The sequence below is a fragment of the Streptomyces sp. NPDC051677 genome, assembly GCF_044453465.1.
Lineage (GTDB): Bacteria > Actinomycetota > Actinomycetes > Streptomycetales > Streptomycetaceae > Streptomyces.
This window is the reverse complement of record NZ_JBITCT010000001.1, coordinates 15,135-42,115: the sequence shown is the minus strand read 5'-3', so window position 1 is coordinate 42,115 and position 26,981 is coordinate 15,135. Positions and strand designations below refer to the sequence as shown.

Sequence of the window (26,981 nt, the reverse complement as noted above, 5' to 3'; positions counted from 1 at the left end):
TGGTCAGGCCCCTGCCTTCGTGAGGACGGTGGGTGCTTCCGCCTCCTCGTGGAACTCGAGCTGGCGGCGCCGGTTGGGGATGAGTCCCTCGGGGCGGAAGCGCATCAGCAGGATGAGTGCGAGGCCGAAGGCGAAGAGCTGGTAGTCGCCGAGGAACTGGAGTTTGTTGGGGATGAGGAAGAGCAGTGAGGCGCCGATGAGGGGTCCGCCGATGGTGCCCATGCCGCCGAGGACGACGGCGGCGAGGAGGAAGGCGGAGTTGGGCGGGATGGGGCCGGCGAAGAGGTACTGCTCGGGGGTGACGGTGTAGGTCACGTGGGCTTGGACGGTGCCTGCGAGTCCTGCGAGGGAGGCGCCGACGGCGAAGGCGATGAGTTTGACGCGGAAGCCGTTGATGCCCATGGCGAGGGCTGCGGTCTCGTCTTCGCGGATGGCGACCCAGGCGCGGCCGATGCGGGAGTCGCCGCTGCGGCGGAAGACGAGGACGACGACGGCGGTGATGATCAGCATCAGGAAGAAGTAGTTGGCGAAGCGGCCGATGCTGTAGCCGGCGATGTCGTGGACGGCTCCGAAGTCGAATCCGAGGACGTCGAGGTTCGGGATGGAGGCGATGCCGTTGGAGCCGTTGGTGATGTCGGGGCCGGAGGTGCCGTCGAGGTTGTTGGCGGTGATGCGGAAGATCTCGCCGAAGCCGAGGGTGACGATGGCGAGGTAGTCGCCGCGCAGTCGCAGGGTGGGGGCGCCGATGAGGACGCCGAAGACGAGGGAGGCGCCGGCGCCGACGAGTGCGGCTGCCCAGAAGGGGAAGTGCACGTCGAAGGGGGAGCTGGGGGAGCCGGAGACCATGGCTGCGGCGTAGGCGCCGACGCCGAGGAAGGCGACGTAGCCGAGGTCGAGGAGGCCGGCGAGGCCGACGACGATGTTCAGGCCGAGGGCGACGGTGGCGAAGATGAGGATGTAGACGCCGAGGGTCGCGTACTGGTCGTCGGTCTGGGTGAAGGGGAACAGGGCGGCGGTGATGAAGGCGCCGCAGATGGTGATGTTCTGGTGGCGTGCGGTGATCTGGCTGGCTTGGGCGACGAGGCCGGACTTGTTGAGTGCGGCGAAGCCGAAGCCGGTGGTGATGAGGAAGCCGATGAAGAGTTCGTCGTACTCGGTGCCGATGCCGTAGGTGAAGACGGTGAGGGCGAGGGCGAGGACGGCGACGATGATGAGGATTTCGGCGTAGGCGGGGAGTTTGCCGACGGGGCGGGCGGTGCCGGAGCCGAAGGCGGCCTTGACGGTGGCCCATTGGTGGGCGGCCTTGTGCTTGGTGTGTTCCCACGATGTGTCGTCGGGGTCGATGGGGTCGGGCTGGGGGTGTTCGAAGGGCAGGGCGAGGGCGCCGAGGAGGGCGGTGAGGCTCGCTATGGCGACGATGTAGCCGCCGGCTTCGAGGTTGACGATGCCGCCGAGGTCGACGCTGATCGCGATGACCGTGAACCAGCTGGTGGCGAAGGTGGCGAGGGCGGCGAACTTGAGGGCGCCGTCGGCGCCGGCGGGGACGAGCCAGCGAAGGCCCTTGATGTCGTAGGAGGCGAGGGCGAAGAGGGTGGTGAGGGCGCCGCCGATGAGGACGAGGACCTGGAGGCCGCCGGGGTAGCCGTAGACGGTGAGGTCGCCGGGGAAGGCGGCGGTCCAGGTCCAGGCGAGGAAGGTGGAGATGATGGTGAGGATGCCGCCGCCGGCGGCGAGGGCGCGGCCGGTGTTCTCGGGGACGCCGATGAGGCCGGCTCGGGTGGCGGTGGTCGTGCCGAGTGCGTCGGCTGTGGTGGTCTGTGTCGTCATCGGTGTCACGCCCTGTCAGCGACGCGCTCGCCGAGCAGGCCCTGGGGCCGCAGGAGGAGCACGAGGATGAGGAGTACGAAGGCCCAGACGTCGGCCCAGGACTGGCTGCCGAACTTGTCCATGCCGGGGATGTCGGCGATGTAGGCGGTGGCGATGGTCTCGGCGATGCCGAGGACGACGCCGCCGATCATGGCTCCGTAGATGTTGCCGATGCCACCGAGGACGGCTGCGGTGAAGGCTTTGAGGCCGAGGATGAAGCCCATGGTGAAGCTGATCTCGCCGTACTTCAGGCCGTAGGCGACGGCGCCGACGGCGGCGAAGGTGGCGCCGAGGGCGAAGGCGATCACGATGATGCGGTCGGTGTTGACGCCCATGAGCTTGGCGGTGTCGGGGTCCTGGGCGGTGGCCTGCATGCCGCGTCCGGTGCGGGTCTTCATGACGAAGTAGCCGAGGATGGCCATGCTGATGGGGGCGGCGATGAGCAGGAAGATGTCGCCGGTCTGGATGGTGATGTCGCCGATGTTGAAGGGGCCGCCGTCGATCTGGGGGAAGACGCGGGCGGACTTGGCTTCGGGGTACCAGGCCCATACGGCTTGCTGGAGGGCGAGGGAGAGGCCGATGGCGGTGATGAGGGGGGCGAGGCGTGGTGCGCTGCGGAGGGGGCGGTAGGCGAAGCGTTCCGCTCCTACGGCGATGGTGACGGAGACCATGACGGCTCCGACGAGCATCAGGGGGAGGGCGATCGCCATGGATGTGCCGTCGGGCAGGATGTAGGCATAGACCGTGAGAGCGCCGAACGCTCCGGTCATGAAGATCTCGCCGTGGGCGAAGTTGATGAGCTGGACGATGCCATAGACCATTGTGTAGCCGATGGCGACCAGGCCGTACATGGATCCCAGTAGCAGGCCGTTGACCAGCTGCTGCGGCAGTTCGTTCACCGCATGTCCTCCGAGACGGTTCGGATGTTTCGACGGGGGGCCGGATGTGAGTCCGCGCGGGGCGCCTGTGGAACAGCGCCCCGCGCGGCTCAGCTGTGGTGCGGGTGTGGGTCAGCCGGTGAAGGTGCCGGACTTGACGGCCTTCCAGGCACCGTTCTCGACGGCGTAGACGGTGAGCTGCTTGTTGGTGGCGTCGCCGTATTCGTCGAAGGAGACCTTGCCGGTCACGCCGTCGAAGGAGACGTTCTGGACGGCGGCGGTGACCTTGGCGCGGGCGTCGTCGGGGAGCTTGCCGCCGTTGTCGGCGACGACCTTCTTGACGGCCTCGATGATGGCCCAGGCGGAGTCGTAGGAGTAGCCGCCGTATGCGGAGTAGGCGTCCTTGTAGCCGGCGGCCTTGTAGTCGGCGATGAACTGCTTGGCGGAGGGGAGTTCCTCGACGGGGGCGCCGACGGAGGTGGCGAGGTCGCCGGTGCCGCTGGGGCCGGCGAGCGGGATGTAGTCGGCGGAGTTGATGCCGTCGCCGCCGACCAGCGGGATCTTGGCGCCGACGGCCTTGATCTGCTTGCTGAGCGGGCCGGCCTGCGGGTACTCGCCGCCGTAGTAGACGGCCTCGGCGCCGGAGTTCTTCACCTTGGTGGCGACCGCGGAGAAGTCCTTGCTGTCGGGGTTGATGTGCTCGGTGCCGACGATCGTGCCGCCGAGCTTCTTGAACTCCTCGCTGAAGGTGCCGGCCAGGCCTGCGCCGTAGGACTTCTTGTCGTCGATGACGAAGATCTTCTTCTTCTTGGCGTCGTTGAAGACGTACTGGGCGGCGAACGGGCCCTGGACGGCGTCCGTGGTCGCGGTGCGGAAGTACGACTTGTAGGTGCGCTTCTTGGTGGTCTGCCAGTCGGCGCCCTGGGTGAGGGAGACACCGGTGTTGGCGGGGGAGATCTCGACGAGCTTGGCGTCGTCGAAGACCTTCTGCATCGACTCGGCGACGGAGGAGTTCAGCGGGCCGACCACGCCGATGACGGACTTGTCGGCGACGAGGGCGGTGGCGTTCTGCTGGCCCTGGGAGGGCTGCTTCTGGTCGTCCTTGGAGACGAGTTTGAAGGTGATGCCGTCGACGTACTTCTGCTTGTTGGCGTTCTTGACCGCCAGGTCGGCGGAGTTCTTGATGCCGAGGCCCATGGCGGACAGGTCGCCGGTCAGCGGGGCGTCGACGCCGATGGTGACGGTGGTGCCGCCGCTGTCGGAGCCCTTGTCGTCGCTGTCGCGCGAGCCGCAGGCGGTGAGGGTGAGTGCTCCCGCGGACAGCGCGGCGGTGATGGCGATGAGCGAACGTTGACGCACGTTCCAGTCCTTTCCCTGGGCGGCCCTCCCCCCTGGAAGAGGCCGAGTCGAGCGTCGGTCCGAAGGGGTATTCCGGCCGCGCGGTGACTGGGCGTGACTCTAAGCGGGTGGAGGTAACGGGGAGGAGGGTCTGACCAAGGCTGTGACGCTCTTGTTATGACACGAGGTAATGCAGAGCGGTACTTGGCGGGTGGAACAGCGGAATTCAGGCCGATTCGCCCTGTCCGCATGGTGAGAACGCGCAGGATGAACCCGGATGGGTTCAGGCGTCTCAGGCGTTTTGGTAATGACGCGGAACTGTTGCTGCAGGCGACCTTCAGGGCCTCGGAGAGGTCCTGCGCATAGCGTGCCCCCAGGGTGAAACTGTGGACTCGTATTGCGCGCGCATTACGTAGAGTTACGTCCAGGAAAGGGAGTCCGGCGTTCTCCGGCACTTTCCCGCATTCCGTCACATGCATGGTGATGGCGATCTTGCGGGTGGTACCCGCTTTTGTCCGGAAAGGCGCTGTCGGGGCCGAGGTCAGGGACATTCCTGCGTACGGCTGGCTCAGCCGCGTCACGGTGACCGGCGGGCCGGCGTCCGCGGTCGGCAGCACCTCGAAGGCGAAGGTGTGCGGTCCGGCGCCGGGCGGTAAGGCGATCTCGCCGAGATGGCTGACGTCGACCACCTGGGACGGGAGCGGCGGTGCGGGCGTGGGCGGCCCGGCGTCGTGGGGCCGGGTCGCATACAGGTAGCCGCCGCCCGCGAGGAGCAGCAGTGCGGCGAGGGCGGCGCGGGCGGCCGACCGGTGAGCGGCGTAGCGGCGGGCGGACGGCGGGCGGGTGCGGGGGCGTCCCACGCGCCGGTGTCGGCGCCCTCGCCGGGCTCCGCGGGGCCGACGCCGCTCGCGGCCGTCGGCCCATGCCCGGACCGTCCGCGCGGAACCGGTAGGTGCGGGCGGCCAGGGCCTCGAAGCCCTCGCCGCGTTCGACGAACCCCGCTTTGTGCACCAGGCCCGCACGGTCACCGTGCACGCTGCCGGTCTGTACGGCGCCGACGGCCTCGGCAAGGCCCTCGCAGGCGCCGCCCGGGGCCTCGCGGGTCTTCATCCCGTGCCGGCCGCCTACTCCGTGGCCGGTCGCCCGTGGGGGCCCTTCCGTGGTGCCGCCCCGAGGCCAGGCGGCCGGGGCGGCGGGAGCAACGGCCGTGCGCGCGTGGCCTGTTGGGGCACTGCGGTCGTCAGTCCGCCGTGCGGATGTGCGCCGCGTCGCCGGCCGTCACGTCCCGCAGCAGACAGGTCAGCCGCGCGGTGCACACCCGCCGCCCCTCCTCGTCACTGATCACGATCTCGTACGTCGCCGTGGAGCGCCCGCGGTGCACGGGCGTGGCCACGCCGGTGACCAGGCCGGAGCGCACGCCTCGGTGGTGGGTGCAGTTCAGGTCGACGCCGACGGCTATCTTGGAGCTGCCGGCGTGGAGCATGGAGCCGACCGAGCCGAGGGTCTCGGCGAGGACCGCGGAAGCGCCGCCGTGCAGCAGCCCGTAGGGCTGGGTGTTCCCCTCGACGGGCATGGTGCCGACGACCCGGTCCGCGGACGCTTCGACGATCTGCACGCCCATGCGGGTGCCCAGGTGGCCGGCGGAGAACAGGGCCGCCAGGTCGACGCCGAGTGCCGCGTACTCGTCGATGACCTCTTGCGGGAAGTTCACGTGCTGCTGCTCGCCCATGGGGCCGGCTCCGTTCGTCGATCACAGTCCACCGACTGAGCAAACGCTCAGTCGGTGGATGATTGTTCCAGACGGACGACGACGGACTTGCTGGCCGGGGTGTTGCTGGTGTCCGCGGTGGCGTCCAGCGGGACCAGGACGTTGGTCTCCGGGTAGTAGGCGGCCGCACACCCCCGGGTCGTCGGATAGAACACGACGCGGAAACCGGGGGCCCGCCGCTCCACACCGTCCTTCCACTCGCTCACCAGGTCCACGTACGACCCCTCGGCGAGCCCGAACGCGCGCGCGTCCTCGGCGTTGACCAGGACGACCCGGCGGCCGCTCTTGATGCCCCGGTAACGGTCGTCCAGACCGTAGATCGTGGTGTTGTACTGGTCGTGCGAGCGCAGCGTCTGCAGCAGCAGACGGCCCTCGGGCAGCTTCGGGTACTCGACCGGCGCGGCGGTGAAGTTGGCCTTCCCGGTGGCGGTCGGGAAGCGACGCTCGTCGCGCGGGGCGTGCGGGAGGGTGAAGCCGCCCGGGTGGGCCACGCGCGCGTTGAAGTCCTCGAAGCCGGGGATCACGCGCGCGATGCGGTCACGGATCGCCCCGTAGTCCATCTCGAACTCCTCCCACGGCACCTTGCTGTCCTCGCCCAGCACCCGCCGGGCCAGGCGGCACACGATGGCCGGCTCCGACAGCAGATGGGCGCTCGCCGGGGCCAGACGCCCACGCGAGGCGTGCACCATGCCCATGGAGTCCTCGACGGTCACGAACTGCTCCGTGCCCTTCCCGTTCGGGCCGACCTGCACATCGCGCTCGGTCCGGCCCAGGGTCGGCAGGATCAGGGCACGCGCGCCCGTGACGACGTGCGAGCGGTTCAGCTTCGTCGACACGTGCACCGTGAGGCGGGCGCGCCGCATGGCCGCCTCGGTGACGTCGGTGTCGGGGGAGGCCGACACGAAGTTGCCGCCCATGGCGAAGAACAGCTTCGCCTCGCCGTCGCGCAGCGCGCGGATCGCGCGGACGACGTCGAAGCCGTGCTCACGCGGGGGCGCGAAGCCGAACTCCTTCTCCAAAGCGTCCAGGAAGGCCGGCGCGGGCCGCTCGAAGATGCCCATGGTGCGGTCGCCCTGCACGTTGGAGTGACCGCGCACCGGGCACACGCCCGCGCCCGGCCGGCCGATGTTGCCGCGCAGCAGCAGGAAGTTGACGACCTCTCGGATCGTCGGCACGGAGTGCTTGTGCTGGGTGAGGCCCATCGCCCAGCAGACGATGGTGCGCTTCGAGGCGAGCACCATGCCCAGCGTTTCCTCGATCTGCGCGCGCGTGAGACCGGTCGCGGTGAGCGTCTCGTCCCAGTCGGCGGCACGGGCGGCCTCGGCGAACTCCTCGAAACCGTGCGTGTGTTCGCCGATGAACGCCTCGTCGAGCGCGCCCTCGGTCTCCAGGACGAGCTTGTTGAGGAGACGGAAGAGAGCCTGGTCGCCGCCGATGCGGATCTGCAGGAACAGGTCCGTGAGCGCGGCGCCCTTGACCATGCCCTGCGCGGTCTGCGGGTTCTTGAACCGCTCCAGACCCGCCTCGGGCAGCGGGTTCACACTGATGATCTTCGCCCCGCCCGCCTTGGCCTGCTCCAGCGCGGACAGCATCCGCGGGTGGTTCGTGCCCGGGTTCTGCCCGGCGACGATGATCAGGTCGGCCTTGTAGAGGTCCTCCAGCAGGACGCTGCCCTTGCCGATGCCGATGGTCTCCGACAGGGCCGAGCCGGAGGACTCGTGGCACATGTTGGAGCAGTCCGGCAGGTTGTTCGTGCCCAGCTCGCGTGCGAAGAGCTGGTACAGGAACGCGGCCTCGTTGCTGGTGCGGCCCGAGGTGTAGAAGACGGCCTCGTCGGGAGAGGCGAGCGCGGCCGCCTCCTCGGCGATGATGTCGAAGGCGCGCTCCCAGGTGACCGGCTCGTAGCGCTCGCCGCCCTCGGGCAGGTACATGGGGTGCGTGAGCCGCCCCTGCTGGCCCAGCCAGTAGCCGCTGCGGCCGGCGAGGTCGGCGACGGGGTGCGCGGCGAAGAACTCGGGGGTGACCCGGCGCAGCGTCGCCTCCTCGGCGACCGCCTTCGCGCCGTTCTCGCAGAACTCCGCGGCGTGCCGGTGCTCCGGCTCCGGCCAGGCGCAGCCCGGGCAGTCGAAGCCGTCCTTCTGGTTCACGCGCAGCAAGGTCAGCGCGGTGCGCTTCACACCCATCTGCTGCTGCGCGATGCGCAGGGAGTGTCCGACGGCCGGCAGGCCCGCCGCCGCGTGCTTCGGCTCGGCGACCTGCGGCGCGTCCTGAACCGGATCAGCCTTGGGCGGCTTCGTTGCCATCGCACGCTCTCCTTCGCTCACCTGTGCCGCACACGTGTGTCGTACACCTCCACGATCCTCGCACGAGGCGGTGACGGCGTTCACGTGCGGGACGCCCCCTCGGGGACGGCTCGGGGCCGAGTGTCAGTGGGGCGTGGCAGGATCGGGGGCGTGGCAGAGACAGCAGCGAAGAAGACCGACACCCCCTCCGGCGAGAGCCGCCCGCGCCTGATGCTCATGGACGGGCACTCCCTGGCCTACCGCGCGTTCTTCGCGCTGCCCGCGGAGAACTTCACCACCGCGACGGGCCAGCCGACGAACGCGATCTACGGCTTCGCGTCGATGCTGGCCAACACCCTGCGTGACGAAGCGCCCACGCACTTCGCGGTCGCCTTCGACGTCTCCCGCAAGACGTGGCGCTCCGAGGAGTTCACCGAGTACAAGGCGAACCGCTCCAAGACGCCCGACGAGTTCAAGGGGCAGGTCGAGCTGATCGGCGAGCTGCTCGACGCGATGCACGTCTCACGCTTCGCGATCGACGGCTTCGAGGCCGACGACGTCATCGCCACGCTCGCCACCCAGGCCGAGGCCGCCGGCTTCGAGGTGCTCATCGTCACCGGCGACCGGGACTCCTTCCAGCTGGTGTCCGAGCACACCACAGTCCTGTACCCGACGAAAGGCGTCTCCGAGCTGACCCGCTTCACGCCGGAGAAGGTCGTCGAGAAGTACGGGTTGACGCCCGCCCAGTACCCCGACTTCGCGGCCCTGCGCGGCGACCCCTCCGACAACCTCCCGGGCATCCCCGGCGTCGGCGAGAAGACCGCCGCGAAGTGGATCAACCAGTTCGGTTCGTTCGTCGAGCTCGTCGAGCGCGTCGAGGAGGTCAAGGGCAAGGCCGGGCAGAACCTGCGCGACCACCTGGAGGCCGTCAAGCTCAACCGCCGCCTCACCGAGATGGTCCGCACCGTCGAGCTGCCCAAGGCGGTCGGCACCCTGGAGCGCGCCCCGTACGACCGCACGGCCGTCGCGATGATCCTGGACACCCTGGAGATCAGGAACCCCTCGCTGCGCGAGCGGCTCCTCGCCGTCGACCCGGGCAGCGCGGAGGCCGAGGCGGCCCCGGTGGTCACCGGCGGCGTCGAGCTGGACGGCACCGTCCTGGGCACCGGCGAGCTGGCGGGCTGGCTTTCCGCGCACGGCGCCGAGACCCTCGGCGTCGCCACCGTCGACACCTGGGCGCTGGGCGCCGGCTCGGTCGCCGAGGTCGCGCTCGCCGCGGCCGGCGGAGCGGCCGCCTGGTTCGACCCGGCGGAGCTAGACGAGACGGACGAGAACGCGTGGGCGGCCTGGCTGGCCGCCGCGGACCGCCCCAAGGTCCTCCACAACGCCAAGGGCGCCATGCGCGTCTTCGCCGAGCACGGCTGGTCCGTCACCGGCATCTCCATGGACACGGCGCTGGCCGCCTACCTGGTCAAGCCGGGCCGCCGCTCCTTCGACCTGGACGCGCTGTCCCTGGAGTACCTGGGCCGTGAACTGGCCCCGGCCGCCGCGGCCGACGGCCAGCTCGCCTTCGGCGCGGACGACGGCGCCGAGGCCGAGGCCCTCATGGTGCAGGCCCGCACGATCGTCGACCTCGGCGAGGCCTTCCGCTCCCGTCTGGAAGAGGTCGGCGCGGCCGACCTGCTGGGCGACATGGAGCTGCCCACCTCCGCCCTCCTGGCCCGCATGGAGCGGCACGGCATCGCCGCCGACCGCGCCCACCTGGAGGCCATGGAGCAGATGTTCGCGGGCGCCGTCCAGCAGGCGGTGAAGGAGGCGCACGCGGCGGCCGGGCACGAGTTCAACCTGGGCTCGCCCAAGCAGCTCCAGGAGGTCCTCTTCGGCGAGCTGGGCCTGCCGAAGACGAAGAAGACCAAGACCGGCTACACCACCGACGCCGACGCCCTGGCCTGGCTCGCCGGTCAGACCGACAACGAGCTGCCGGTCATCATGCTCCGCCACCGCGAGCAGGCGAAGCTCCGCGTCACCGTCGAGGGCCTGATCAAGACGATCGCCGCCGACGGCCGCATCCACACCACGTTCAACCAGACGGTCGCCGCGACCGGCCGCCTGTCGTCCACGGACCCGAACCTGCAGAACATTCCCGTCCGCACGGACGAGGGCCGGGCGATCCGCCGCGGCTTCGTCGTCGGCGAGGGCTTCGAGTCGCTGATGACGGCCGACTACAGCCAGATCGAACTGCGCGTGATGGCCCACCTCTCCGAGGACGAGGGCCTCATCGAGGCGTTCACCTCCGGCGAGGACCTGCACACCACGGCCGCCTCCCAGGTGTTCGCCGTCGAGCCGGGCGCGGTCGACGCGGAGATGCGCCGCAAGATCAAGGCCATGTCCTACGGCCTGGCCTACGGCCTGTCCGCGTTCGGCCTGTCCCAGCAGCTGAACATCGACGCCGGCGAGGCCCGGGCCCTGATGGACGCCTACTTCGAGCGCTTCGGCGGCGTCCGGGACTACCTGCGCCGCGCGGTCGACGAGGCACGGGCCACCGGCTACACGGCGACGCTGTTCGGCCGCCGCCGCTACCTGCCCGACCTCAACAGCGACAACCGTCAGCGCCGCGAGGCCGCCGAGCGGATGGCCCTCAACGCGCCGATCCAGGGCACGGCGGCCGACATCGTCAAGATCGCCATGCTGAAGGTGGACGCCGCCCTGCAGGCTGCGGACCTCAAGTCCCGCATGCTGCTCCAGGTCCACGACGAAATCGTCCTGGAGATCGCCCCCGGCGAGCGCGCGGCGGCGGAGGAACTGGTCCGCCGCGAGATGGCCGACGCCGTCCACCTCAACGTCCCCCTGGGCGTCTCGGTCGGCGCGGGCACGGACTGGGAGTCGGCGGCGCACTAGCCTCCGGCGGTCGGACGAGGGGTTCGGCACCGCCGACAGGGCGATGGCCCCCCGGCCCAGACCGTCAGCCTGCGGGACCCCGAGCCACGCAATCCGCGCCCACCCGTGCCGCAGGGACCGCACGGGTGGACGCGGCCGCCACCCGTCAGCCCTGAGCCGCACAGCCCACCCCGCCCGCGCCCCGGCCCGCCCCCGCCTGCCCGCCGACGCCCGGGCCTGCCCCGAGCCGGGCCCCGCTGTCGGTGTGCCTTCCGGTCAGCGCCCGGCGGGTCGCTTGTCGGGCCCGTCACCCGCGTGGTCCCCGAGAACACGCCTCTGCCCGCCTCGGCCCGCCCCCGCCTGCCCGCCCCCGCCCGGGCCTGCCCCGAGCCGGGCCCCGCTGTCTGTATGCCTTCCGGTCAGCGCCTGGCCGGTCGGTCGTAGGGCCCGTCACCCGCGTGGTCCCCGAGAACACGCCTCTGCCCGCCTCGGCCCGCCCCCGCCTGCCCGCCGACGCCCCGGCCTGCCCCGAGCCGGGCCCCGCTGTCGGTGTGCCTTCCGGTCAGCGCCCGGCCGGTCGGTCGTAGGGCCCGTCACTCGCGTGGCCCCCGAGAACAGGGCTCTGCCCGCCTCGGCCCGCCAGGATGCCGCCATGGGTATACGCCTGCTTCACCGCCGCAAGGCCCACGCACGCGTGCACGCCACGGCAACCGCGGACGCGCAGCTCGTCCCCGGCACGGCCGCCTGGACACGACCGCGCCCCGCCCTCGCGCCCGGCGCCGCCACTCCCCGCGTCCCCACGACGCCCGCCACGGCCCTCCGCGAAGCCGCCGCCCGCCTCATCCCCGAAAGGGTGCTGCGGCTCGTGCCCCGCGGCGACACCTGGCGCCGGTGGGCAGAGGAGGTGCGCGGCTGCCTGGCTCTCGCCCGCAGCGCCCTCGGCCGGCTCCGCAGACCCCGGCCGGCCCGCCGTATCGCCGTCGTCCCCGTCTTCGTCGCGACCGCGACACCCTTCACCGAACGCCCGGACGGCTCCGCTCCCCGCTGACCCCCGCCGACTCCGGTCGCCCGGCCAGGACATCCCGGGCGACCGGACCGACCGGACGCCACAGCCGCGCCCCGAGGGCGTACAGCAGCACCCCGAGCACCAGCCCCGCGCCCGCCCCGAAGCACACCGTCGGGATGAGCTCCCACGGCTTCGCCTCCCGCGGCCCCCAGTACTGCCACCACCGCGTCGCCCGCCGCACCGCGGCGCCCAGCGCACAGCCGCCGATCACCGCAGCGGCCCACCACCGGTCCCGCGCCGACAACACCGCGACCCCGACCGGCTCGCCGCCGGGCGCCCGGCGCAGCGCGTGCGTCAGGAACACGGCGATCACGACCGCGGCCACGGCCGAACCCCCGTACTGCAGGTACCAGTACAGCGGTGACCCGGCGAACGTCTCGCCGAGGACGGGGAGCAGCCGCATGCCCCAGCGGTCGAGGTGCGTGAACGCGTCCCACACCACGTGCGTCAGCGCGCCGAGCGCCGCCGAGACGTACCACCACAGGACGACGGACGGCCCCACCCGCGCGCGTGGCGCTCCGCAGCGGGTCAGGGCGGCCGTCCGGCCCTGCCGGTCGCGCGGCATCAGCGCCACCAGCGGTTCGCGCACCAGCAGCCAGAGCCCCACCAGCGCCCACGCGACGAGCACGTCGACCGTGAACACACCGGCGAAGGAGTGCGTGACGTCACCGAACTCCATGGCCCCGGACAGGACACTCGCCGCGTAATAGGTCATGTCGGGAGCGAAGGAACCCGCCACGAGGACCGCCGGCGCCAGCCGTCCACGACCGGAGCCGTCGGCGCGCACGGCGGGCAGCACAGCCGCCGCATGACTCAGGGTGAACGGCAACGCGGCTCCCGGGGGCGGACCTTGGCGGGCCGGCCGGCCCCGCGATCGACGACGTCCAGTATGCGGGGCACGGTTCCCGGCCGAACGGCATATGACCACCCGGTGAAAACGACGCCCGAACGGGTGCCGGTGCAAAAGAAGTTGTCGTAGGGTCGCCTGGGTCGCCGCGCCCGGAAGGCGCGTCGAACAGGGCAACAGAGCAGGGCAAACCGCCCACGAGTGCAACCCCCGGGGCGGGTTGACCGTCACACCAGTGACACCAGCGACAACGGGGTCAGCGACAACAACGGCAGCAGCCGCCACAGCAGGACAGACGGAGAGACGGGCGTTCGGCGTCCACGGGAGGGTTTCACTTCATGTCGGCGCATATCGGCACGAGACTGCGCAAAGGGGCGGTCAACACGACCGTGGCCGCACTGGCGGTCGCTGCTCTGGCCGCGTCCCAGGCACCGGACGTCACGGCCGACGGGCACGGCAGACAGACCGCCGCCGACGCCCCGTCCGCCGACCCCGGCACGGGCGCCGGCACGGGCGACAGCGCCACCGGCAACTCGCCGTACTACACGGACCTGCCGCCGCTGAACAGCCCCAACCCCGCACCCACCGTGACCACGCCGACCACGCCGGCCGCCACCGGCAGCACCGAGGCCGGCATACCCGCGACCGTCCTGGACGCCTACAAGAAGGCCGAGACGGAACTGGCGCAGTCCAAGCCGGGCTGCAACCTGCCCTGGCAGCTCCTCGCCGCCATCGGCAAGGTCGAGTCGGGCCAGGCCCGCGGCGGCAACGTCACCGCCGACGGCACGACCGTCTCACCGATCCTCGGCCCGGTCCTCAACGGCGTCGGCTTCGCCAACATCAGCGACACCGACAACGGCGCCTACGACGGCGACAGCACCTACGACCGCGCCGTCGGCCCCATGCAGTTCATCCCCTCCACCTGGGCGTGGGCGGGCCGCGACGGCAACGGCGACGGCAAGAAGGACCCCAACAACATCTACGACGCCGCGCTCGCCGCCGGCCACTACCTGTGCCGCTACGGCTGGGACATGTCCACCACGGCCGGGATGCGCAGCGCGATCCTCAGCTACAACAACTCGACGGACTACCTCAACACCGTCCTGTCGTGGCTGGAGTACTACCGCAGGGGCACGCACGAGATCCCCAACGGCACCGGCACCCTGCCGAGCGGCCGCAGCGACGACGGCCCGAACACCACGCCCGCCTCGCCGGCCACCCCGTCGACGCCCGGCACGCCGACGAAGCCCGGCAAGCCGTCGACCCCGGGCAAGCCCAGCACGCCCTCCAAGCCCGGCACCCCGACGCCGACGCCCACGCCGACCGACACGGTCGACCACATCGAGGACGCGGGCACGGCGACGCTCACCGCCATGGCGGGCGACACCTACACCGACCGCATCAGCACGCGCGCGGAGACCGCGGCCGGCAAGGCCGTCGCCAAGGTCAGGGTCCGCTTCACCATCGTCGGCGACACCGACGCCACCTTCACCGGCGGCGAGGACGTCGCCACCATCGCCACCGACAGCAAGGGCATCGCCCTCGCCCCCGCGCTCAAGGCGGGCGAGAAGACCGGCGACTTCACCGTCCGCGCCACGGTCGTCGGCCGCGCCCTCTCCGCCCTCGACTACAAGGCCACCGTCACCGCCCGCGCCGCCGACGCCCTCGCCCGCACCAGCCAGACGGCGCTGACCTGCACCGCCGGCGGCGAGTTCGCCGACCAGGTCGAGGTGAAGGCAACCTACAAGGGCGCCGTCGCGGACAAGGTCGCCGCCACCGCCACCCTGATCAAGTCGGCCGCCGACCCGACCGCCGACGACACGGGCCCCTACTTCAAGGACACCGCCGGCAACCCCGTGCGCACCCTGGACCTGCAGACGGACGCAAACGGCCTGCTGCAACTGCCCAAGCTGTACGCGGACGACAACGCCGGCACCTACCTGCTGCGCATCACCACCACCGGCGGAGCGACCCTCACGGTCGAACTGACCGTCACGGCCGCGCCGTCCACGACCTCGACCCCGAGCCCCACGCCCAGCGAGTCGGAGTCCACGACGCCCACCGCGTAACACCCCCTCCGCAGCACCTTTCGCGCGACGACGGCGCCCCTCCTCCCGAAGGGGCGCCGTCGTCGTGTGCGACGTGTTCTCTTCTCGCCCGCCCGTTGCTACGGTGCCGCACCTGACGACCTGTCAGCTCCGGGAGGCCCGTATGCGTGCCCTGATCGCCGCCGCGACCGGCCTCGCCGTCGCGCTCGCCCTGGTCCTCACGCTCACCGCACTGGGCACACCGACCGGCAAGACCTCCCCGAAACCCCTGCTGACGACGGTGCCCACACACCCGTAACCGCCCCGGAGGGAGGCCGAGATGCGCCGCAAGGCCAGCCTGATCCTGCTCGCCCTCGCCGTGTTCTGCGCGGCACTGTCCCCGCTGCTGCGCTGGTACGCCTTCCCGCGCCTGGCCAAGATCCCCGCGAACGAATACCAGACCATGGTCGTGGAGGCGAAGAACGCCACCCTCCTCGACTACGGCACCATGACCGCCCGCACCGTCCCCAAGGTCACCATCGTGCAGACCCTCAAGGGCGACGTGGAGGCCTCCGAGAAGATCGAGAAGACCGCCGGCCGCGACGTCGTCGTCTGGGACGGCCTCTCCTACGTCCAGGGCCCCGACGGCAAGATGGTCTCCAAGGTCCCCGAGCGCTACATCTTCGACGCCCACACCCAGGAACCCGTGCACGCCACCGGCGAAAGCGTCGACGGCGACCCCGTCCGCCGCCAGGGCATCGAGTTCAAATGGCCCTTCCTGACACAGAAACGCGACTACGAGTACTTCGACGCGCAGACCCGCACCAGCGCCCCCATCCACTACAAGGGCACCCAGACCTTCCGCGGCCTGAAGGTCTACTACTTCGAACAGACCGTCCCCTGGACCAAGGTCGCCCTGCCCAAGACGATGCCCGTCGCCGGCATCACCCCCGAGACCGTCGCAAAGACCGGCACCACCCGCTGGTACACCACCGTCCGCAAGTTCTGGGTCGAACCGGTCACCGGAGCACCCGTCTACGCCGAGGAGAACCACCAGGAGGAACTCCGCGGCGGCTCCCTCCTCGGCGGCCGCGCGAAAGTCACGGCGTTCGCCGGACACGTGAAGATGCGCGACGACTTCGCCGACCACACGCTCTCCGTCGTCAAGTCCAACCGCACCCTGGTCCTGCTGCTGACGTCCTATCTGCCCTGGAGCTTCCTCCTGCTGGGCATCCTGCTGCTGTCCCTCTCCCTCTACCTGGAGGCCCGCTCCCGCCGCCCGGCCCGGCCCGCCCCCGCCGAACCCGCCCAGCCGGCATCGGTCACCGCCTGAGCCGCGCGTTGGTGAACCGGGTCGGCTCGGCCCCGGCCGGATCCTCCGGCCACGGATGCTTCGGATACCGGCCGCGCAACTCCGCCCGCACCCCCTGGTAGCCGTCCCTCCAGAACGAGGCGAGGTCGGCGGTGACGGCCGCCGGCCGCCCCGCCGGAGAGAGCAGATGCACGACCAACGGCACCCCCGCCACCCGCGGCGACTCCTGAAGCCCGAACATCTCCTGGAGCTTCACCGCGAGCACAGGCCGCTCCGGGTCGGCGTAGTCGATCCGGATCCTGGACCCACTGGGCACGGTGATCCGCTCCGGCGCCAGCTCGTCCAGCCGGCCCGCCTCGCCGGAGGCCCAGGGCAACAGCCGCCCCAGCGCCGCGCCGGCGTCGATCCGCCCCAGATCGCTCCGCCGCCGGGCCCGCCCCAGCTCGGGCTCCAGCCATTCGTCCACGCGCGCGTACAACGACGCGTCCGAGACGTCGGGCCACGGCTCCCCGAGCCGCAACCGCAAAAACGCCAACCGCTGCCGCAGCGCCTGCGCGTCGGGCGACCACCGCAGCAACCCCAGCCCGTCCCGCTCCAGCCCCTCGAGCAGCGCACCGCGGACCAGCCCCGCGCCTGCGTCCCGCAACGGCCGCACCGCCAGCTCCACCGCCCCCAGCCGCTCCACCCGCCGCGCCACGACGTCCCCGTCGGCCCAGTGCACCTCGTCGCGCTCGTCGAGCAGCACCCCGGCAGCCAGCCGGGCGACCTCCTCGTCCACCGCCGCCGCGAGCTGCACACGCGCGTGCCCCTTCCCCACGGGCCGGTCGGCGACGGCGACAGCGAGCCAGGCCGCACCCCGCAGCCCGGTCCCCTCACGAACCTCGGCCCGCGTCCCGGACGCCATCAGGTAGGAACCACCGTCGAGCTTGGCGACCCGCTCGGGGAAGGCGAGAGCGACGACAAGGCCCTCGACGTTCCCGTCCACCGGACGAGGGCCACCGCCGGGCGGCCGAGAAACCCCGGCAGGCGGCCCGCAAACGCCCGCGACGACGGACCGCAGCCGCCGCACCTCGGCCCGCCACCGCCCCGAGTAGGCGTCACCCCCACGCCGCGCGGCCCGCAGAGCAGCCGCCAGATCATCCCCGTACTCCCGAGGAGCGTCCTCGCTCAACAAGGCGACCACCTCGACAGCCCGCTCGACACCCACCGACGCGGCCCCGTCCAGCAAGGCCCGCCCCAGCCGGGGGTGCAGCCCCAGCCGCGCCAACCGCGCTCCCCGCCCCGTGGCCCGACCGGCGAAGTCCACCGCCCCGATCGCCGTCAGCAGCGACCTCGCCGCCGCCATCGCCCCGCCCGGCGGCGGATCCAGCAACGCCAGCCCCGACGCGTCCGGATCGCCCCAGCACGCCGCCTGAAGGGCGAACGCGGCCAGGTCGGCCACCTTGATCTCCGGAGCCGGGAACGGCGACAGGCGGGCGTCCTCCGCCTCCGCCCAACACCGGTACACCGCACCCGGCGCCTCCCGCCCGGCCCGCCCCGCCCGCTGCCGCCCCGCCGCCTGCGACGCCCGCACGGTCGTCAGCGCGCTCAACCCACGCGCATGATCCACCCGCGGCTCCCGCGCCAGCCCCGAGTCGACGACCACCCGCACCCCGGGAACCGTCAGCGACGACTCCGCCACCGACGTCGCCAGCACCACCCTGCGCCCCGGCGCCGGCGCCAGCACCGCGTCCTGCACAGCCGTAGGCGCCCGCCCGTGCACCTGGAGCACCTCCACTCCGCCCAGCTCCCCGAGCTGCCCCGCCACCCGCACGATCTCCCCGACACCCGGCAGGAAACACAGCACGTCCCCCGACCGCTCGGCCAGCGCCCGCCGCACCACCGACGCCACATGAGCCAGCAGCGCCGGATCCACCCGCATCCCGTGCGGCGGCCGAACCGCACGGGCCGGCGGCGCCCAGACCACCTCCACGTCGTACGACGTCCCGTGGGCCTCCACCACCGGCGCCCCGCCCAGCAGCCGCGCCCACCCGGCCGTGTCCGTCGTCGCCGACGCCGCCACCAGCCGCAGCTCGGGCCGCAGCGTCTCACGCACGTCCCACAGGAAGGCGGCCGACGTGTCCGCGTCGAGATGCCGCTCATGACACTCGTCCAGCACCACCACGTCGACGCCCGTCAACTCCTGGTCGCGCTGCAGACGCTGCAACAGCACACCGGTCGTGACGACCTCCACGCGCGCGCGTGGCCCCACGACCCGCTCCCCGCGCACGGTGTACCCGACGCTCTCCCCGACCTTCTCGCCCAGCAGCCACGCCATCCGCCGGGCCGCCGCCCGCGCCGCGATCCGCCGCGGCTCGGCCACCACCACCCGCCGCACAGGACCCGCACCCAGCAGCCCGGCCAGCGCGAGCGGCACCAGCGTCGTCTTGCCGGTACCGGGCGGCGCGGCCAGCACCGCGGCGCCGTGCCCGTCCAGAGCGTCGTTCAGAGCGGGCAGCGCCGCCCGCACGGGCAGCGCGTCGAGAGCGTCGTCACGGGAGATCACGCCCCTAGTGTCGTACGCCGCCGAAAACACCTCACACGCGCGCGTGCGTAAGAGAACGCCACGTGAACGCCGCCCAGGACGGCCGCCCTCGGACAGGTCGGCCGCCCTGGGACAGGTCCTAGTCCCGCTCGCAGACGAAGACGGCCGTCCCCGGGATCAGGTTCCCGCGCAGCGGGGACCAGCCGCCCCACTCCGACGAGTTCCAGGCCGGCCACTCCGGCTCGACCAGGTCCATCAGCCGGAAACCCCCCGCCACGACGTCACGGACACGGTCGCCGAGCGTCCGATGGTGCTCCACGTACACCGCCCGGCCCTCCTCGTCCTGCTCGACGTACGGAGTGCGGTCGAAGTACGAGGACGACACCGACAGGCCCTCGGGACCCGGCTCGTCCGGGAACGCCCAGCGGATCGGATGGGTCACCGAGAACACGAAACGGCCGCCCGGACGCAGCACCCGCCGCACCTCCCTCAGAACCAGCACCGGATCGGCCACGAAGGGCAGCGCCCCGTAAGCCGAGCAGGCCAGATCGAAGGAGCCGTCCGCGAAGGGCAGCGCGCCCGCGTCGGCGCACACCAGCGGAAACGCGCCACCGATGCGCAACGCGTGCTGAAGCTGGCGGTGGGAGAGGTCCAGGGCCACCGGATGCGCACCCTGCGCGGCCAGCCAGCGCGCGCACTGGGCGGCGCCGGCGCCGATCTCCAGGACGGCCTTCCCCTTCAGCTCCTCCGGCGGGCCGAGCAGCTCCGCCTCCACCTCGTCCAGGCCCTCGGGACCCCACACGAAGCGGTCGTCGCCGAGGAAGGTGCCGTGCTCGATCTGGTATTCGTCCGCGTTGCGGTCCCACCAGCCCCGGTTGGCCCGGGAACTCTCGGCGACGTCGGCATCACGTCGGGTGGCTTCCGGCTCGAAGGCCGTCTCGGACGATGCGGGCTCTTGGATGATCGGCTCCCTCGTCGTACTCTTCCGTGCAACCCGCCCGACGGTGCCACGTGTGTCACCGAAGGGACTTCCTGCGGCCTGCGTGGCCTCGGGAGAAAGGTTGTGTGCCGGTTATGCGGCGATCCGCCCCGGGTGTGCGGCTTCGCGCATTGACCCTGCCCGGCTGCCCCCGTATGCTACAAGTTGCGCTGCGGGCCTGCGCACCTCAGACGTAGCAGGCTGCGCTCGCATCTGTTGTATGTCCCCTCGGTTCTCGAGGTGCCATCACCAGTTTCCTGGTGGGGCGCTTCCTAAGCTGTCCGGCTTCTTCAGAGCGATCACGGGCTCCCGGCGTAGCAGTACCTACGACTTTCTGTCCGTAACCGGAGCCCTTTCCCACATGACGAGCAGCACCGAGACCACCGCCACCACCCCGCAGGTTGCGGTCAACGACATCGGTAACGAGGAAGCCTTCCTCGCCGCGATCGACGAAACGATCAAGTACTTCAACGACGGCGACATCGTCGACGGCGTCATCGTGAAGGTCGACCGGGACGAGGTCCTGCTCGACATCGGTTACAAGACCGAAGGCGTTATCCCGAGCCGTGAGCTCTCCATCAAGCACGACGTCGACCCCAACGAGGTCGTCGCCGTGGGCGATGAGATCGAGGCCCTCGTCCTCCAGAAGGAGGACAAGGAAGGCCGCCTCATCCTGTCCAAGAAGCGCGCTCAGTACGAGCGTGCCTGGGGCACGATCGAGAAGATCAAGGAAGAGGACGGCATCGTCACCGGTACCGTCATCGAGGTCGTCAAGGGTGGTCTCATCCTCGACATCGGCCTCCGTGGCTTCCTTCCGGCCTCCCTCGTCGAGATGCGCCGCGTCCGCGACCTCCAGCCCTACGTGGGCAAGGAGCTCGAGGCGAAGATCATCGAGCTGGACAAGAACCGCAACAACGTGGTCCTGTCCCGCCGCGCCTGGCTGGAGCAGACCCAGTCCGAGGTCCGCCAGACGTTCCTCACGACCCTCCAGAAGGGTCAGGTCCGCTCCGGTGTGGTCTCCTCGATCGTCAACTTCGGTGCCTTCGTGGACCTGGGTGGCGTCGACGGTCTGGTCCACGTCTCCGAGCTGTCCTGGAAGCACATCGACCACCCCTCCGAGGTCGTCGAGGTCGGCCAGGAGGTCACGGTCGAGGTCCTCGACGTCGACATGGACCGCGAGCGCGTCTCCCTGTCGCTGAAGGCGACCCAGGAAGACCCGTGGCAGCAGTTCGCCCGGACCCACCAGATCGGTCAGGTCGTCCCGGGTAAGGTCACCAAGCTGGTTCCGTTCGGTGCGTTCGTCCGCGTGGACGAGGGCATCGAGGGTCTGGTCCACATCTCCGAGCTGGCCGAGCGCCACGTGGAGATCCCGGAGCAGGTCGTCCAGGTCAACGACGAGATCTTCGTCAAGGTCATCGACATCGACCTCGAGCGCCGTCGCATCAGCCTCTCGCTGAAGCAGGCCAACGAGTCCTTCGGCGCCGACCCGGCCTCGGTCGAGTTCGACCCGACCCTGTACGGCATGGCCGCGTCCTACGACGACCAGGGCAACTACATCTACCCCGAGGGCTTCGACCCCGAGACCAACGACTGGCTCGAGGGCTACGAGACCCAGCGCGAGGCGTGGGAGCACCAGTACGCCGAGGCGCAGCAGCGCTTCGAGCAGCACCAGGCGCAGGTCATCAAGTCCCGCGAGGCGGACGAGAAGGCCGCTGCCGAGGGCGGCGACACCGCGGGTGCGGCTCCGGCCGCGGCCGGCGGCGGCTCCTACTCCTCCGAGGGCGCCGACACCTCCGGCGCGCTGGCCTCGGACGAGGCGCTCGCCGCGCTGCGGGAGAAGCTGGCCGGTGGGCAGAGCTGACGCCCACCGAGCAGTAGCTCTGCCTGGCAGCAGCTCATAGCTCATCCTGACTGAGGGCCCGCACCTTTCGAGGTGCGGGCCCTCAGCGTGGCCCTGGAGCACAGCACAAGAGCCGACTGATCAAGGACCTCCGGCGGGAATGCCCACGCCCGCGCGGGCGTTGTGCAGTACGAACACGAGGAGGAGCGGTCCAGTGCTTGATCCGCAGGGTTTGTACGCATGGGAGCCGAAAGGCCTGGCAGTCGTCGACATGGCACTCGCACAGGAGTCGGCCGGACTTGTCATGCTCTACCACTTCGACGGATACATCGACGCGGGCGAGACCGGCGACCAGATCGTCGACCGGCTGCTCGACTCGCTGCCCCACCAACTCGTCGCCCGCTTCGACCACGACCGGCTCGTGGACTACCGCGCCCGCCGCCCGCTGCTGACCTTCAAACGCGACCGGTGGACCGAATACGAAGAGCCGGCCATCGAAGTGCGACTCGTGCAGGACACCACCGGAGCACCCTTCCTGCTGCTGTCCGGCCCCGAACCGGACGTGGAGTGGGAACGCTTCGCCGTCGCCGTCAAACAGATCGTGGAACGCCTCGGCGTCCGCCTGTCGGTGAACTTCCACGGCATCCCCATGGGCGTCCCCCACACCCGCCCCGTGGGCCTCACCCCCCACGGCAACCGCACGGACCTCATGCCGGGCCACCGCAGCCCCTTCGACGAAGCACAGGTCCCCGGCAGCGCCGAAGCCCTCGTCGAGTACCGCCTCATGGAGGCCGGCCACGACATCCTGGGCGTCGCCGCGCACGTCCCCCACTACATCGCCCGCTCGACCTACCCGGACGCGGCCCTGACCGTCCTGGAGGCCATCACGGCGGCGACCGGCCTCGTCCTGCCGGGCATCGCCCACGCCCTGCGCACGGACGCCCACCGCACGCAGACCGAGATCGAGCGCCAGATCCAGGAGGGCGACGACGAGCTCACCTCCCTCGTCCAAGGCCTTGAACACCAGTACGACGCCGCCGCCGGCGCCGAAACCCGCGGCAACATGCTCGCCGAACCCGTCGACATCCCCTCCGCCGACGAGATCGGCCTCGAATTCGAACGGTTCCTCGCAGAACGCGAAGGCGAGGGCTGACCACCCCCACAGCGCACAAGGGGCCTGCCGGGTGCAATGTCACCGGCAGGCCCTAAGCTTCCGCTCATGCTGAAGGTGGGCCTGACCGGCGGGATCGGAGCCGGCAAGAGCGAGGTGTCCCGGCTGCTCGTCGAATGCGGGGCCGTACTCATCGACGCGGACCGCATCGCACGCGAAGTGGTCGCGCCCCACACCCCCGGCCTCGCGGCGATCGTCGACGCCTTCGGCACGGACATCCTCGCCCCGGACGGCAGCCTCGACCGCCCCCGGCTCGGCTCGATCGTCTTCGCCGACCCCGAAAAACTCGCGCGCCTCAACTCGATCGTGCACCCCCTCGTCGGCGCCCGCTCCCGCGAACTGGAGACGACCGCACCCGAAGACGCCGTCGTCGTCCACGACGTCCCCCTCCTCACCGAGAACAGCCTCGCCCCCCTGTACGACGTCGTGGTCGTCGTCGACGCCGACCCCGACACCCAACTCGACCGGCTCGTCCGACTGCGCGGCATGACCGAGGACGACGCACGCGCACGCATGGCCGCCCAGGCGACCCGCGAGAAACGCCGGGAGATCGCCGACATCGTGATCGACAACGACGTACCGCTCCCGGAGCTGCGACGGCGCGTGCAGGACGTATGGGCCGACCTCCTGCGCAGAGCGCACACGCCACGCGAGAACGCCCCGGAATAGCGGTCCGCGCTCCGCGCGTTGAACCCTCCGAGCAAGGGAAGGATTTTTCCGTGCCCGATACCGCAGGTTCGACCGGACGTACTCCGGAGACACACGTCATCGACTTCCGTGCCGCGGAGCAACTCCTCGCCGCACGGGACCCGCGGGGCGCGGTGAAGCTGCTCGACCAAGTCATCGCCGCGCACCCCGAGAACACCGCCGCCCGGCTGCTACGCGCGCGCGCCTTCTTCGCCGCCGCACAACTACGCCCCGCCGAGCTGGAGTTCACCGTCGTCCTGGAGCGCGAGCCGGACAACGCGTTCGCACACTTCGCGCTCGCCCGCACCTACGAGCGGCAGGGCCGCGGCGACCAGGCCAAGCGCCACTTCCGGCTGGCCGCAGCACTCGACCCCAACCCGCAGTACCTCAAAGCAGCCCGGTTCGAGACCTGAGGACGACCCCGACGGAACGACGGGCACTCGTCAGGGGCTGAGCTCGTCAGGGTGGACTCGTCAGGGGTGACGGTGCTCGGGCGGCCGGTACGGCGGGATGTCCCGCCCCGGCTGATAATGCGGGCCCTGCCGGATATGCCTGACGATCATCGTCAGATCGACGGTGATCACCAGCCACAGCACCCCGCACGCCGCCGCCCACCCCGGACGCCCCGCCAGAGTGAACGCGGCCGTCCCGAAGATCGTCCAGGCCAGCCCCCACAGAGACAGCCACAGCCGCATCCTCAGTGCACTGCGCGCCGTCGCCGGCTCACTGCCCGTACGCATCCCGATCACCACTCCTCCCTGCAACGTACTCTTCGGCACCGACGTTCTCCACAGGAGGCCCGAAGCCGACGAGAGGCCTTCGGGAAGAGCCGGACCAGTCGCCTCCGAGGTTGCCCGAACAGACGCCTACCCCTCGAACGAGTGAACCCGCCCGCACAGGGAACGCCCCAACACAGCCCACCCGTTGAACGGGCATGCGACGACACATGCGAGAGGGATACGAAGGAACAGGCCCCGGCGCGATCACCCCGGACGGCTGCGCGGTCGAGTTCTACTCGCGCCTCCCGGTGAAGGACGAGCCCGACATCATCTCCGCGGCAGTGCCCACCGGCGCCCACATCCTGGAGCTGGGCAGCGGAGTCGGCCGAGTGACCCACGCCCTGCTGGAGCGAGGCTTCACCGTCACAGCGGTCGACGAATCCGCCGACATGCTGGAGCGCGTCCACAGGGCGCGCACCATATGCAGCCCGATCGAAGACCTCGACCTCGGCGAAACATTCGACGTGGTGATGCTCGCATCATTCCTCGTGCACAACGGCGACGACGAGATACGGAAAAGGATGCTGCGCGCCTGCGCCCGCCACATAGCCAAGGGCGGATTCCTGCTGATCCAACGGGAAGGAGAGGATTACCACACCAACCTGCCACGCGAACGCGTCGACCCGAGCGGCTTCACCGTACGGATGTCCTCGGCCGGCCCCGTCGAGAACGGCGTCAGCTCCGTGCGTGCGGAGTACGAGTTCCCCGACGCGGTATGGACACAGACCTTTCGGACCCGCGCACTCACCAAGGACCAGTTCGAGCAGGCCTTGGCGGAGGCAGGCCTGAGGGTGGACCGGTACCTGACGGAAGACCGGATCTGGGTGAGGGCTGTGCCGGTGGAGGAGTAGGCGGGGAAGGGGGAGGGCGGGGAGGGGGAGGGGGGAGGGGGGAGGGGCCCCTCCCCAGGATGATGTGTTCGGTGGAGTCGTACCGTGGGGGACATGGCCGCCCCCGACGCTCCCTCCGGCCCCGACGCCGCCTCCGATTCCGGCCTCGCCGCCCGCACCCCCGGAACCGCCCGCGCTGCCCTCGTCGAGCTGGACCGGCGGGTCGTGGGCTGTGGGGCGTGTCCTCGGTTGGTGGAGTGGCGTGAGGAGGTGGCTCGTACGAAGCGGGCGGCCTTCGCCGACTGGTCGTACTGGGGGCGGCCCGTGCCCGGGTTCGGGCCGTCCGACGCCCGGTTGCTGATCGTCGGGCTCGCTCCGGCCGCGCACGGCGGGAACCGTACGGGCCGTATGTTCACCGGTGACCGTTCCGGGGACGTGCTCTACCAGGCCTTGTACGACGTGGGACTCGCCTCGCAGCCCACCTCCGTCTCCGTCGACGACGGGCTGGAGCTGTACGGCGTGCGCGTCACCTCGCCCGTGCACTGCGCGCCGCCCGCCAACAAGCCCACCCCGGGGGAGCGGGACACCTGCCGGTCCTGGCTGGGGCAGGAGCTGCGGCTGCTGCGGCCGACGTTGCGCGCGGTCGTGGTGCTCGGCGCGTTCGGCTGGCAGGCCGCGCTGCCCGCGTTCGCGGAGGCGGGCTGGGCGGTGCCCCGACCGCGACCTGCCTTCGCGCACGGGACCCGGGTGCCGCTCGCCGGCCCGGACGACGGCCCCGACCTGGATGTTTTCGGCTGCTTCCATGTCAGCCAGCGCAACACGTTCACGGGCCGGCTCACCCCCGAGATGCTGCGGGACGTGCTGCGCACGGCGGCTGGGGCGGCGGGGCTGGCTGGGACGACGGGCGAAATCGGGGCGACGTAGGCCGCGGCGGATCGTACGGTGCCTCGATGGGCCTGTATCCGGAGATCGAACCGTACGACCACGGCATGCTCGACGTCGGGGACGGCAATCGCGTGTACTGGGAGACCTGTGGGAACCCGCGGGGCAAGCCTGCGCTGGTGTTGCACGGTGGGCCGGGTTCCGGGAGTGCGCCGTACTTCCGGCGGCTCTTCGACCCGGCCGCGTACCGGATCGTGCTGCTGGACCAGCGCGGGTGTGGGCGGTCCACACCGCACGCAAGTGCATACGGCACCGATATGAGCGTCAACACGACGGCTCACCTCCTCGCCGATCTGGAGTCGCTGCGGCGGTGGTTGGGGATCGGGCGGTGGCTGGTGTGGGGTGTGTCGTGGGGGTCGGTGCTGGGGCTGCGGTATGCGCAGACGCATCCCGGGGTGGTGAGCGAGCTGGTGCTGACGGGGGTCGCCACGGGGTCCGATGCCGAAGTGGAGCTGTTGACCAGGGGGTTGGGGAAGGTGTTCCCGGAGGCGTTCGAGGGGTTCTCGGCGGGGCTGCCGGAGGGTGAGGCGCGGATCGGCAACCTGGCGGCTGCATACAACAGGCTGCTCGAATCGCCCGATCCCGGGGTGCGGGAGCGGGCGGCGCGGGCGTGGACGGACTGGGAGACGGCGACGATTCCGGCGCCGCCGCGGTCCGTCGAGCGGTTCGAGGACCCGGTGTTCCGGATGGGCTTCGCCCGCACCGTCACCCACTACTGGGGCAACGGTCACTTCCTGGCCGGCGAGGGCGCCGTGCTGCGTGACGCGCACCTCCTCGACGGCGTCCCGGGCACTCTTGTGCAGGGCAGCCTCGACTTCGGCAACCTCCTCGGCACCGTCTGGCGGCTCCATCACGCCTGGCCGGGCTGCGAGTTGGTGGTCGTTGACGAGGCGGGCCACGATGCGGGGGCGCCGGGCGTGGCGGAGGCGCTGGTCGCGGCCACCGACGGGTACGCCCGGCGCTGACGC

General features: G+C 71.0%; 21 protein-coding genes. 12 read left to right on the top strand and 9 right to left on the bottom strand.

Annotated elements, in window-relative coordinates:
* Positions 1 to 3 precede the first annotated feature (3 nt).
* From ACIBAF_RS00185 to ACIBAF_RS00165, 5 genes are all read right to left on the bottom strand, one after another.
* Positions 4 to 1,827: a branched-chain amino acid ABC transporter permease gene (locus ACIBAF_RS00185; protein ID WP_399460830.1), complete on the bottom strand. Its 1,824-nt coding sequence runs from the start codon at positions 1,825 to 1,827 to the stop codon at positions 4 to 6.
* A 5-nt stretch (positions 1,828 to 1,832) separates the two neighbouring features.
* The gene (locus ACIBAF_RS00180) at positions 1,833 to 2,765 is read right to left on the bottom strand and encodes a branched-chain amino acid ABC transporter permease (RefSeq protein ID WP_399460829.1); all 933 of its coding nucleotides are present in this window, start codon (positions 2,763 to 2,765) and stop codon (positions 1,833 to 1,835) included.
* 111 nt (positions 2,766 to 2,876) lie between these two features.
* On the bottom strand, positions 2,877 to 4,103 hold the full coding sequence (locus ACIBAF_RS00175; RefSeq protein ID WP_399460828.1) for a branched-chain amino acid ABC transporter substrate-binding protein: 1,227 nt from the start codon (positions 4,101 to 4,103) through the stop codon (positions 2,877 to 2,879).
* A gap of 1,219 nt (positions 4,104 to 5,322) precedes the next feature.
* Positions 5,323 to 5,811, bottom strand: coding sequence for a hotdog fold thioesterase (locus tag ACIBAF_RS00170; protein WP_399460827.1), 489 nt, complete (start codon positions 5,809 to 5,811; stop codon positions 5,323 to 5,325).
* A 47-nt stretch (positions 5,812 to 5,858) separates the two neighbouring features.
* On the bottom strand, positions 5,859 to 8,153 hold the full coding sequence (locus tag ACIBAF_RS00165; protein ID WP_399460826.1) for an FdhF/YdeP family oxidoreductase: 2,295 nt from the start codon (positions 8,151 to 8,153) through the stop codon (positions 5,859 to 5,861).
* A gap of 150 nt (positions 8,154 to 8,303) precedes the next feature.
* Between ACIBAF_RS00165 and polA the strand changes: the two genes are divergently transcribed.
* Positions 8,304 to 11,030, top strand: a complete 2,727-nt coding sequence (gene polA / locus ACIBAF_RS00160; RefSeq protein ID WP_399460825.1) for a DNA polymerase I — start codon at positions 8,304 to 8,306, stop codon at positions 11,028 to 11,030.
* A 631-nt stretch (positions 11,031 to 11,661) separates the two neighbouring features.
* Positions 11,662 to 12,057 (top strand): hypothetical protein, encoded by a 396-nt coding sequence (locus ACIBAF_RS00155; protein ID WP_399460824.1) that lies wholly within the window; start codon positions 11,662 to 11,664, stop codon positions 12,055 to 12,057.
* Here ACIBAF_RS00155 and ACIBAF_RS00150 read toward each other — a convergent pair.
* On the bottom strand, positions 12,023 to 12,904 hold the full coding sequence (locus tag ACIBAF_RS00150) for a DUF4184 family protein (protein WP_399460823.1): 882 nt from the start codon (positions 12,902 to 12,904) through the stop codon (positions 12,023 to 12,025). The two genes, ACIBAF_RS00155 and ACIBAF_RS00150, sit on opposite strands and share 35 nt — an antisense overlap.
* A 356-nt stretch (positions 12,905 to 13,260) precedes the next feature.
* On the opposite strand from ACIBAF_RS00150, the gene ACIBAF_RS00145 reads away from it, so the two are divergent.
* From ACIBAF_RS00145 to ACIBAF_RS00135, 3 genes are all read left to right on the top strand, one after another.
* Positions 13,261 to 14,991, top strand: a complete 1,731-nt coding sequence (locus ACIBAF_RS00145; protein WP_399460822.1) for a lytic transglycosylase domain-containing protein — start codon at positions 13,261 to 13,263, stop codon at positions 14,989 to 14,991.
* Positions 14,992 to 15,133: 142 nt separating this feature from the next.
* A complete protein-coding gene (locus tag ACIBAF_RS00140) occupies positions 15,134 to 15,268 on the top strand; it encodes an SPW_0924 family protein (protein WP_399460821.1) in 135 nt (44 codons plus the stop codon).
* Positions 15,269 to 15,289: 21 nt separating this feature from the next.
* Positions 15,290 to 16,282: a DUF3068 domain-containing protein gene (locus tag ACIBAF_RS00135; RefSeq protein WP_399460820.1), complete on the top strand. Its 993-nt coding sequence runs from the start codon at positions 15,290 to 15,292 to the stop codon at positions 16,280 to 16,282.
* Here ACIBAF_RS00135 and hrpB read toward each other — a convergent pair.
* Both hrpB and ACIBAF_RS00125 read right to left on the bottom strand, forming a co-directional pair.
* On the bottom strand, positions 16,272 to 18,803 hold the full coding sequence (gene hrpB / locus ACIBAF_RS00130) for an ATP-dependent helicase HrpB (RefSeq protein ID WP_399461317.1): 2,532 nt from the start codon (positions 18,801 to 18,803) through the stop codon (positions 16,272 to 16,274). The genes ACIBAF_RS00135 and hrpB overlap by 11 nt on opposite strands.
* 121 nt (positions 18,804 to 18,924) lie before the next feature.
* Complete coding sequence (locus tag ACIBAF_RS00125; protein WP_399461316.1) at positions 18,925 to 19,749, bottom strand: class I SAM-dependent methyltransferase; 825 nt, start codon at positions 19,747 to 19,749, stop codon at positions 18,925 to 18,927.
* Between the two features lie 376 nt (positions 19,750 to 20,125).
* Here ACIBAF_RS00125 and rpsA point away from each other — a divergent pair, with 376 nt between their 5' ends.
* The 4 genes from rpsA (at position 20,126) to ACIBAF_RS00105 (ending at position 23,875) form a co-directional block, all read left to right on the top strand.
* Positions 20,126 to 21,625, top strand: a complete 1,500-nt coding sequence (gene rpsA / locus ACIBAF_RS00120) for a 30S ribosomal protein S1 (RefSeq protein WP_399460819.1) — start codon at positions 20,126 to 20,128, stop codon at positions 21,623 to 21,625.
* Between the two features lie 193 nt (positions 21,626 to 21,818).
* Complete coding sequence (locus ACIBAF_RS00115; RefSeq protein WP_399460818.1) at positions 21,819 to 22,757, top strand: PAC2 family protein; 939 nt, start codon at positions 21,819 to 21,821, stop codon at positions 22,755 to 22,757.
* Positions 22,758 to 22,823: 66 nt separating this feature from the next.
* Positions 22,824 to 23,444 carry a dephospho-CoA kinase gene (gene coaE / locus ACIBAF_RS00110; RefSeq protein ID WP_399460817.1) on the top strand — a complete coding sequence of 207 codons (621 nt, stop codon included), beginning with the start codon at positions 22,824 to 22,826 and terminating at the stop codon, positions 23,442 to 23,444.
* A 50-nt stretch (positions 23,445 to 23,494) separates the two neighbouring features.
* Entirely contained in the window at positions 23,495 to 23,875 is a 381-nt protein-coding gene (locus tag ACIBAF_RS00105; RefSeq protein ID WP_079663016.1) for a M48 family metallopeptidase, read from the top strand.
* Between the two features lie 60 nt (positions 23,876 to 23,935).
* Here the strand turns inward: ACIBAF_RS00105 and ACIBAF_RS00100 are convergent, their stop codons facing one another.
* Positions 23,936 to 24,202: a DUF6343 family protein gene (locus ACIBAF_RS00100; protein WP_399460816.1), complete on the bottom strand. Its 267-nt coding sequence runs from the start codon at positions 24,200 to 24,202 to the stop codon at positions 23,936 to 23,938.
* Between the two features lie 206 nt (positions 24,203 to 24,408).
* Between ACIBAF_RS00100 and ACIBAF_RS00095 the strand changes: the two genes are divergently transcribed.
* The 3 genes from ACIBAF_RS00095 to pip all read left to right on the top strand — a co-directional run bounded on the left by ACIBAF_RS00095 (position 24,409) and on the right by pip (position 26,978).
* A complete protein-coding gene (locus ACIBAF_RS00095) occupies positions 24,409 to 25,092 on the top strand; it encodes a class I SAM-dependent methyltransferase (protein WP_399460815.1) in 684 nt (227 codons plus the stop codon).
* 93 nt (positions 25,093 to 25,185) lie between these two features.
* The gene (locus tag ACIBAF_RS00090) at positions 25,186 to 25,995 is read left to right on the top strand and encodes a uracil-DNA glycosylase (RefSeq protein WP_399460814.1); all 810 of its coding nucleotides are present in this window, start codon (positions 25,186 to 25,188) and stop codon (positions 25,993 to 25,995) included.
* Between the two features lie 26 nt (positions 25,996 to 26,021).
* Positions 26,022 to 26,978 carry a prolyl aminopeptidase gene (gene pip, locus ACIBAF_RS00085; RefSeq protein ID WP_399460813.1) on the top strand — a complete coding sequence of 319 codons (957 nt, stop codon included), beginning with the start codon at positions 26,022 to 26,024 and terminating at the stop codon, positions 26,976 to 26,978.
* Positions 26,979 to 26,981: the final 3 nt, after the last annotated feature.

Excerpts from the sequence above, each read along its gene's own strand:
- ACIBAF_RS00140 (WP_399460821.1), top strand. The coding sequence starts at position 15,134 with ATGCGTGCCCTGATCGCCGCCGCGACCGGCCTCGCCGTCGCGCTCGCC.
- ACIBAF_RS00100 (WP_399460816.1), bottom strand. The coding sequence starts at position 24,202 with ATGCGTACGGGCAGTGAGCCGGCGACGGCGCGCAGTGCACTGAGGATG.
- ACIBAF_RS00170 (WP_399460827.1), bottom strand. The coding sequence starts at position 5,811 with ATGGGCGAGCAGCAGCACGTGAACTTCCCGCAAGAGGTCATCGACGAG.
- pip (WP_399460813.1), top strand. The coding sequence starts at position 26,022 with ATGGGCCTGTATCCGGAGATCGAACCGTACGACCACGGCATGCTCGAC.
- ACIBAF_RS00185 (WP_399460830.1), bottom strand. The coding sequence starts at position 1,827 with ATGACGACACAGACCACCACAGCCGACGCACTCGGCACGACCACCGCC.
- ACIBAF_RS00090 (WP_399460814.1), top strand. The coding sequence starts at position 25,186 with ATGGCCGCCCCCGACGCTCCCTCCGGCCCCGACGCCGCCTCCGATTCC.
- rpsA (WP_399460819.1), top strand. The coding sequence starts at position 20,126 with ATGACGAGCAGCACCGAGACCACCGCCACCACCCCGCAGGTTGCGGTC.
- ACIBAF_RS00095 (WP_399460815.1), top strand. The coding sequence starts at position 24,409 with ATGCGAGAGGGATACGAAGGAACAGGCCCCGGCGCGATCACCCCGGAC.
- ACIBAF_RS00165 (WP_399460826.1), bottom strand. The coding sequence starts at position 8,153 with ATGGCAACGAAGCCGCCCAAGGCTGATCCGGTTCAGGACGCGCCGCAG.
- coaE (WP_399460817.1), top strand. The coding sequence starts at position 22,824 with ATGCTGAAGGTGGGCCTGACCGGCGGGATCGGAGCCGGCAAGAGCGAG.
- ACIBAF_RS00145 (WP_399460822.1), top strand. The coding sequence starts at position 13,261 with ATGTCGGCGCATATCGGCACGAGACTGCGCAAAGGGGCGGTCAACACG.
- ACIBAF_RS00135 (WP_399460820.1), top strand. The coding sequence starts at position 15,290 with ATGCGCCGCAAGGCCAGCCTGATCCTGCTCGCCCTCGCCGTGTTCTGC.
- ACIBAF_RS00155 (WP_399460824.1), top strand. The coding sequence starts at position 11,662 with ATGGGTATACGCCTGCTTCACCGCCGCAAGGCCCACGCACGCGTGCAC.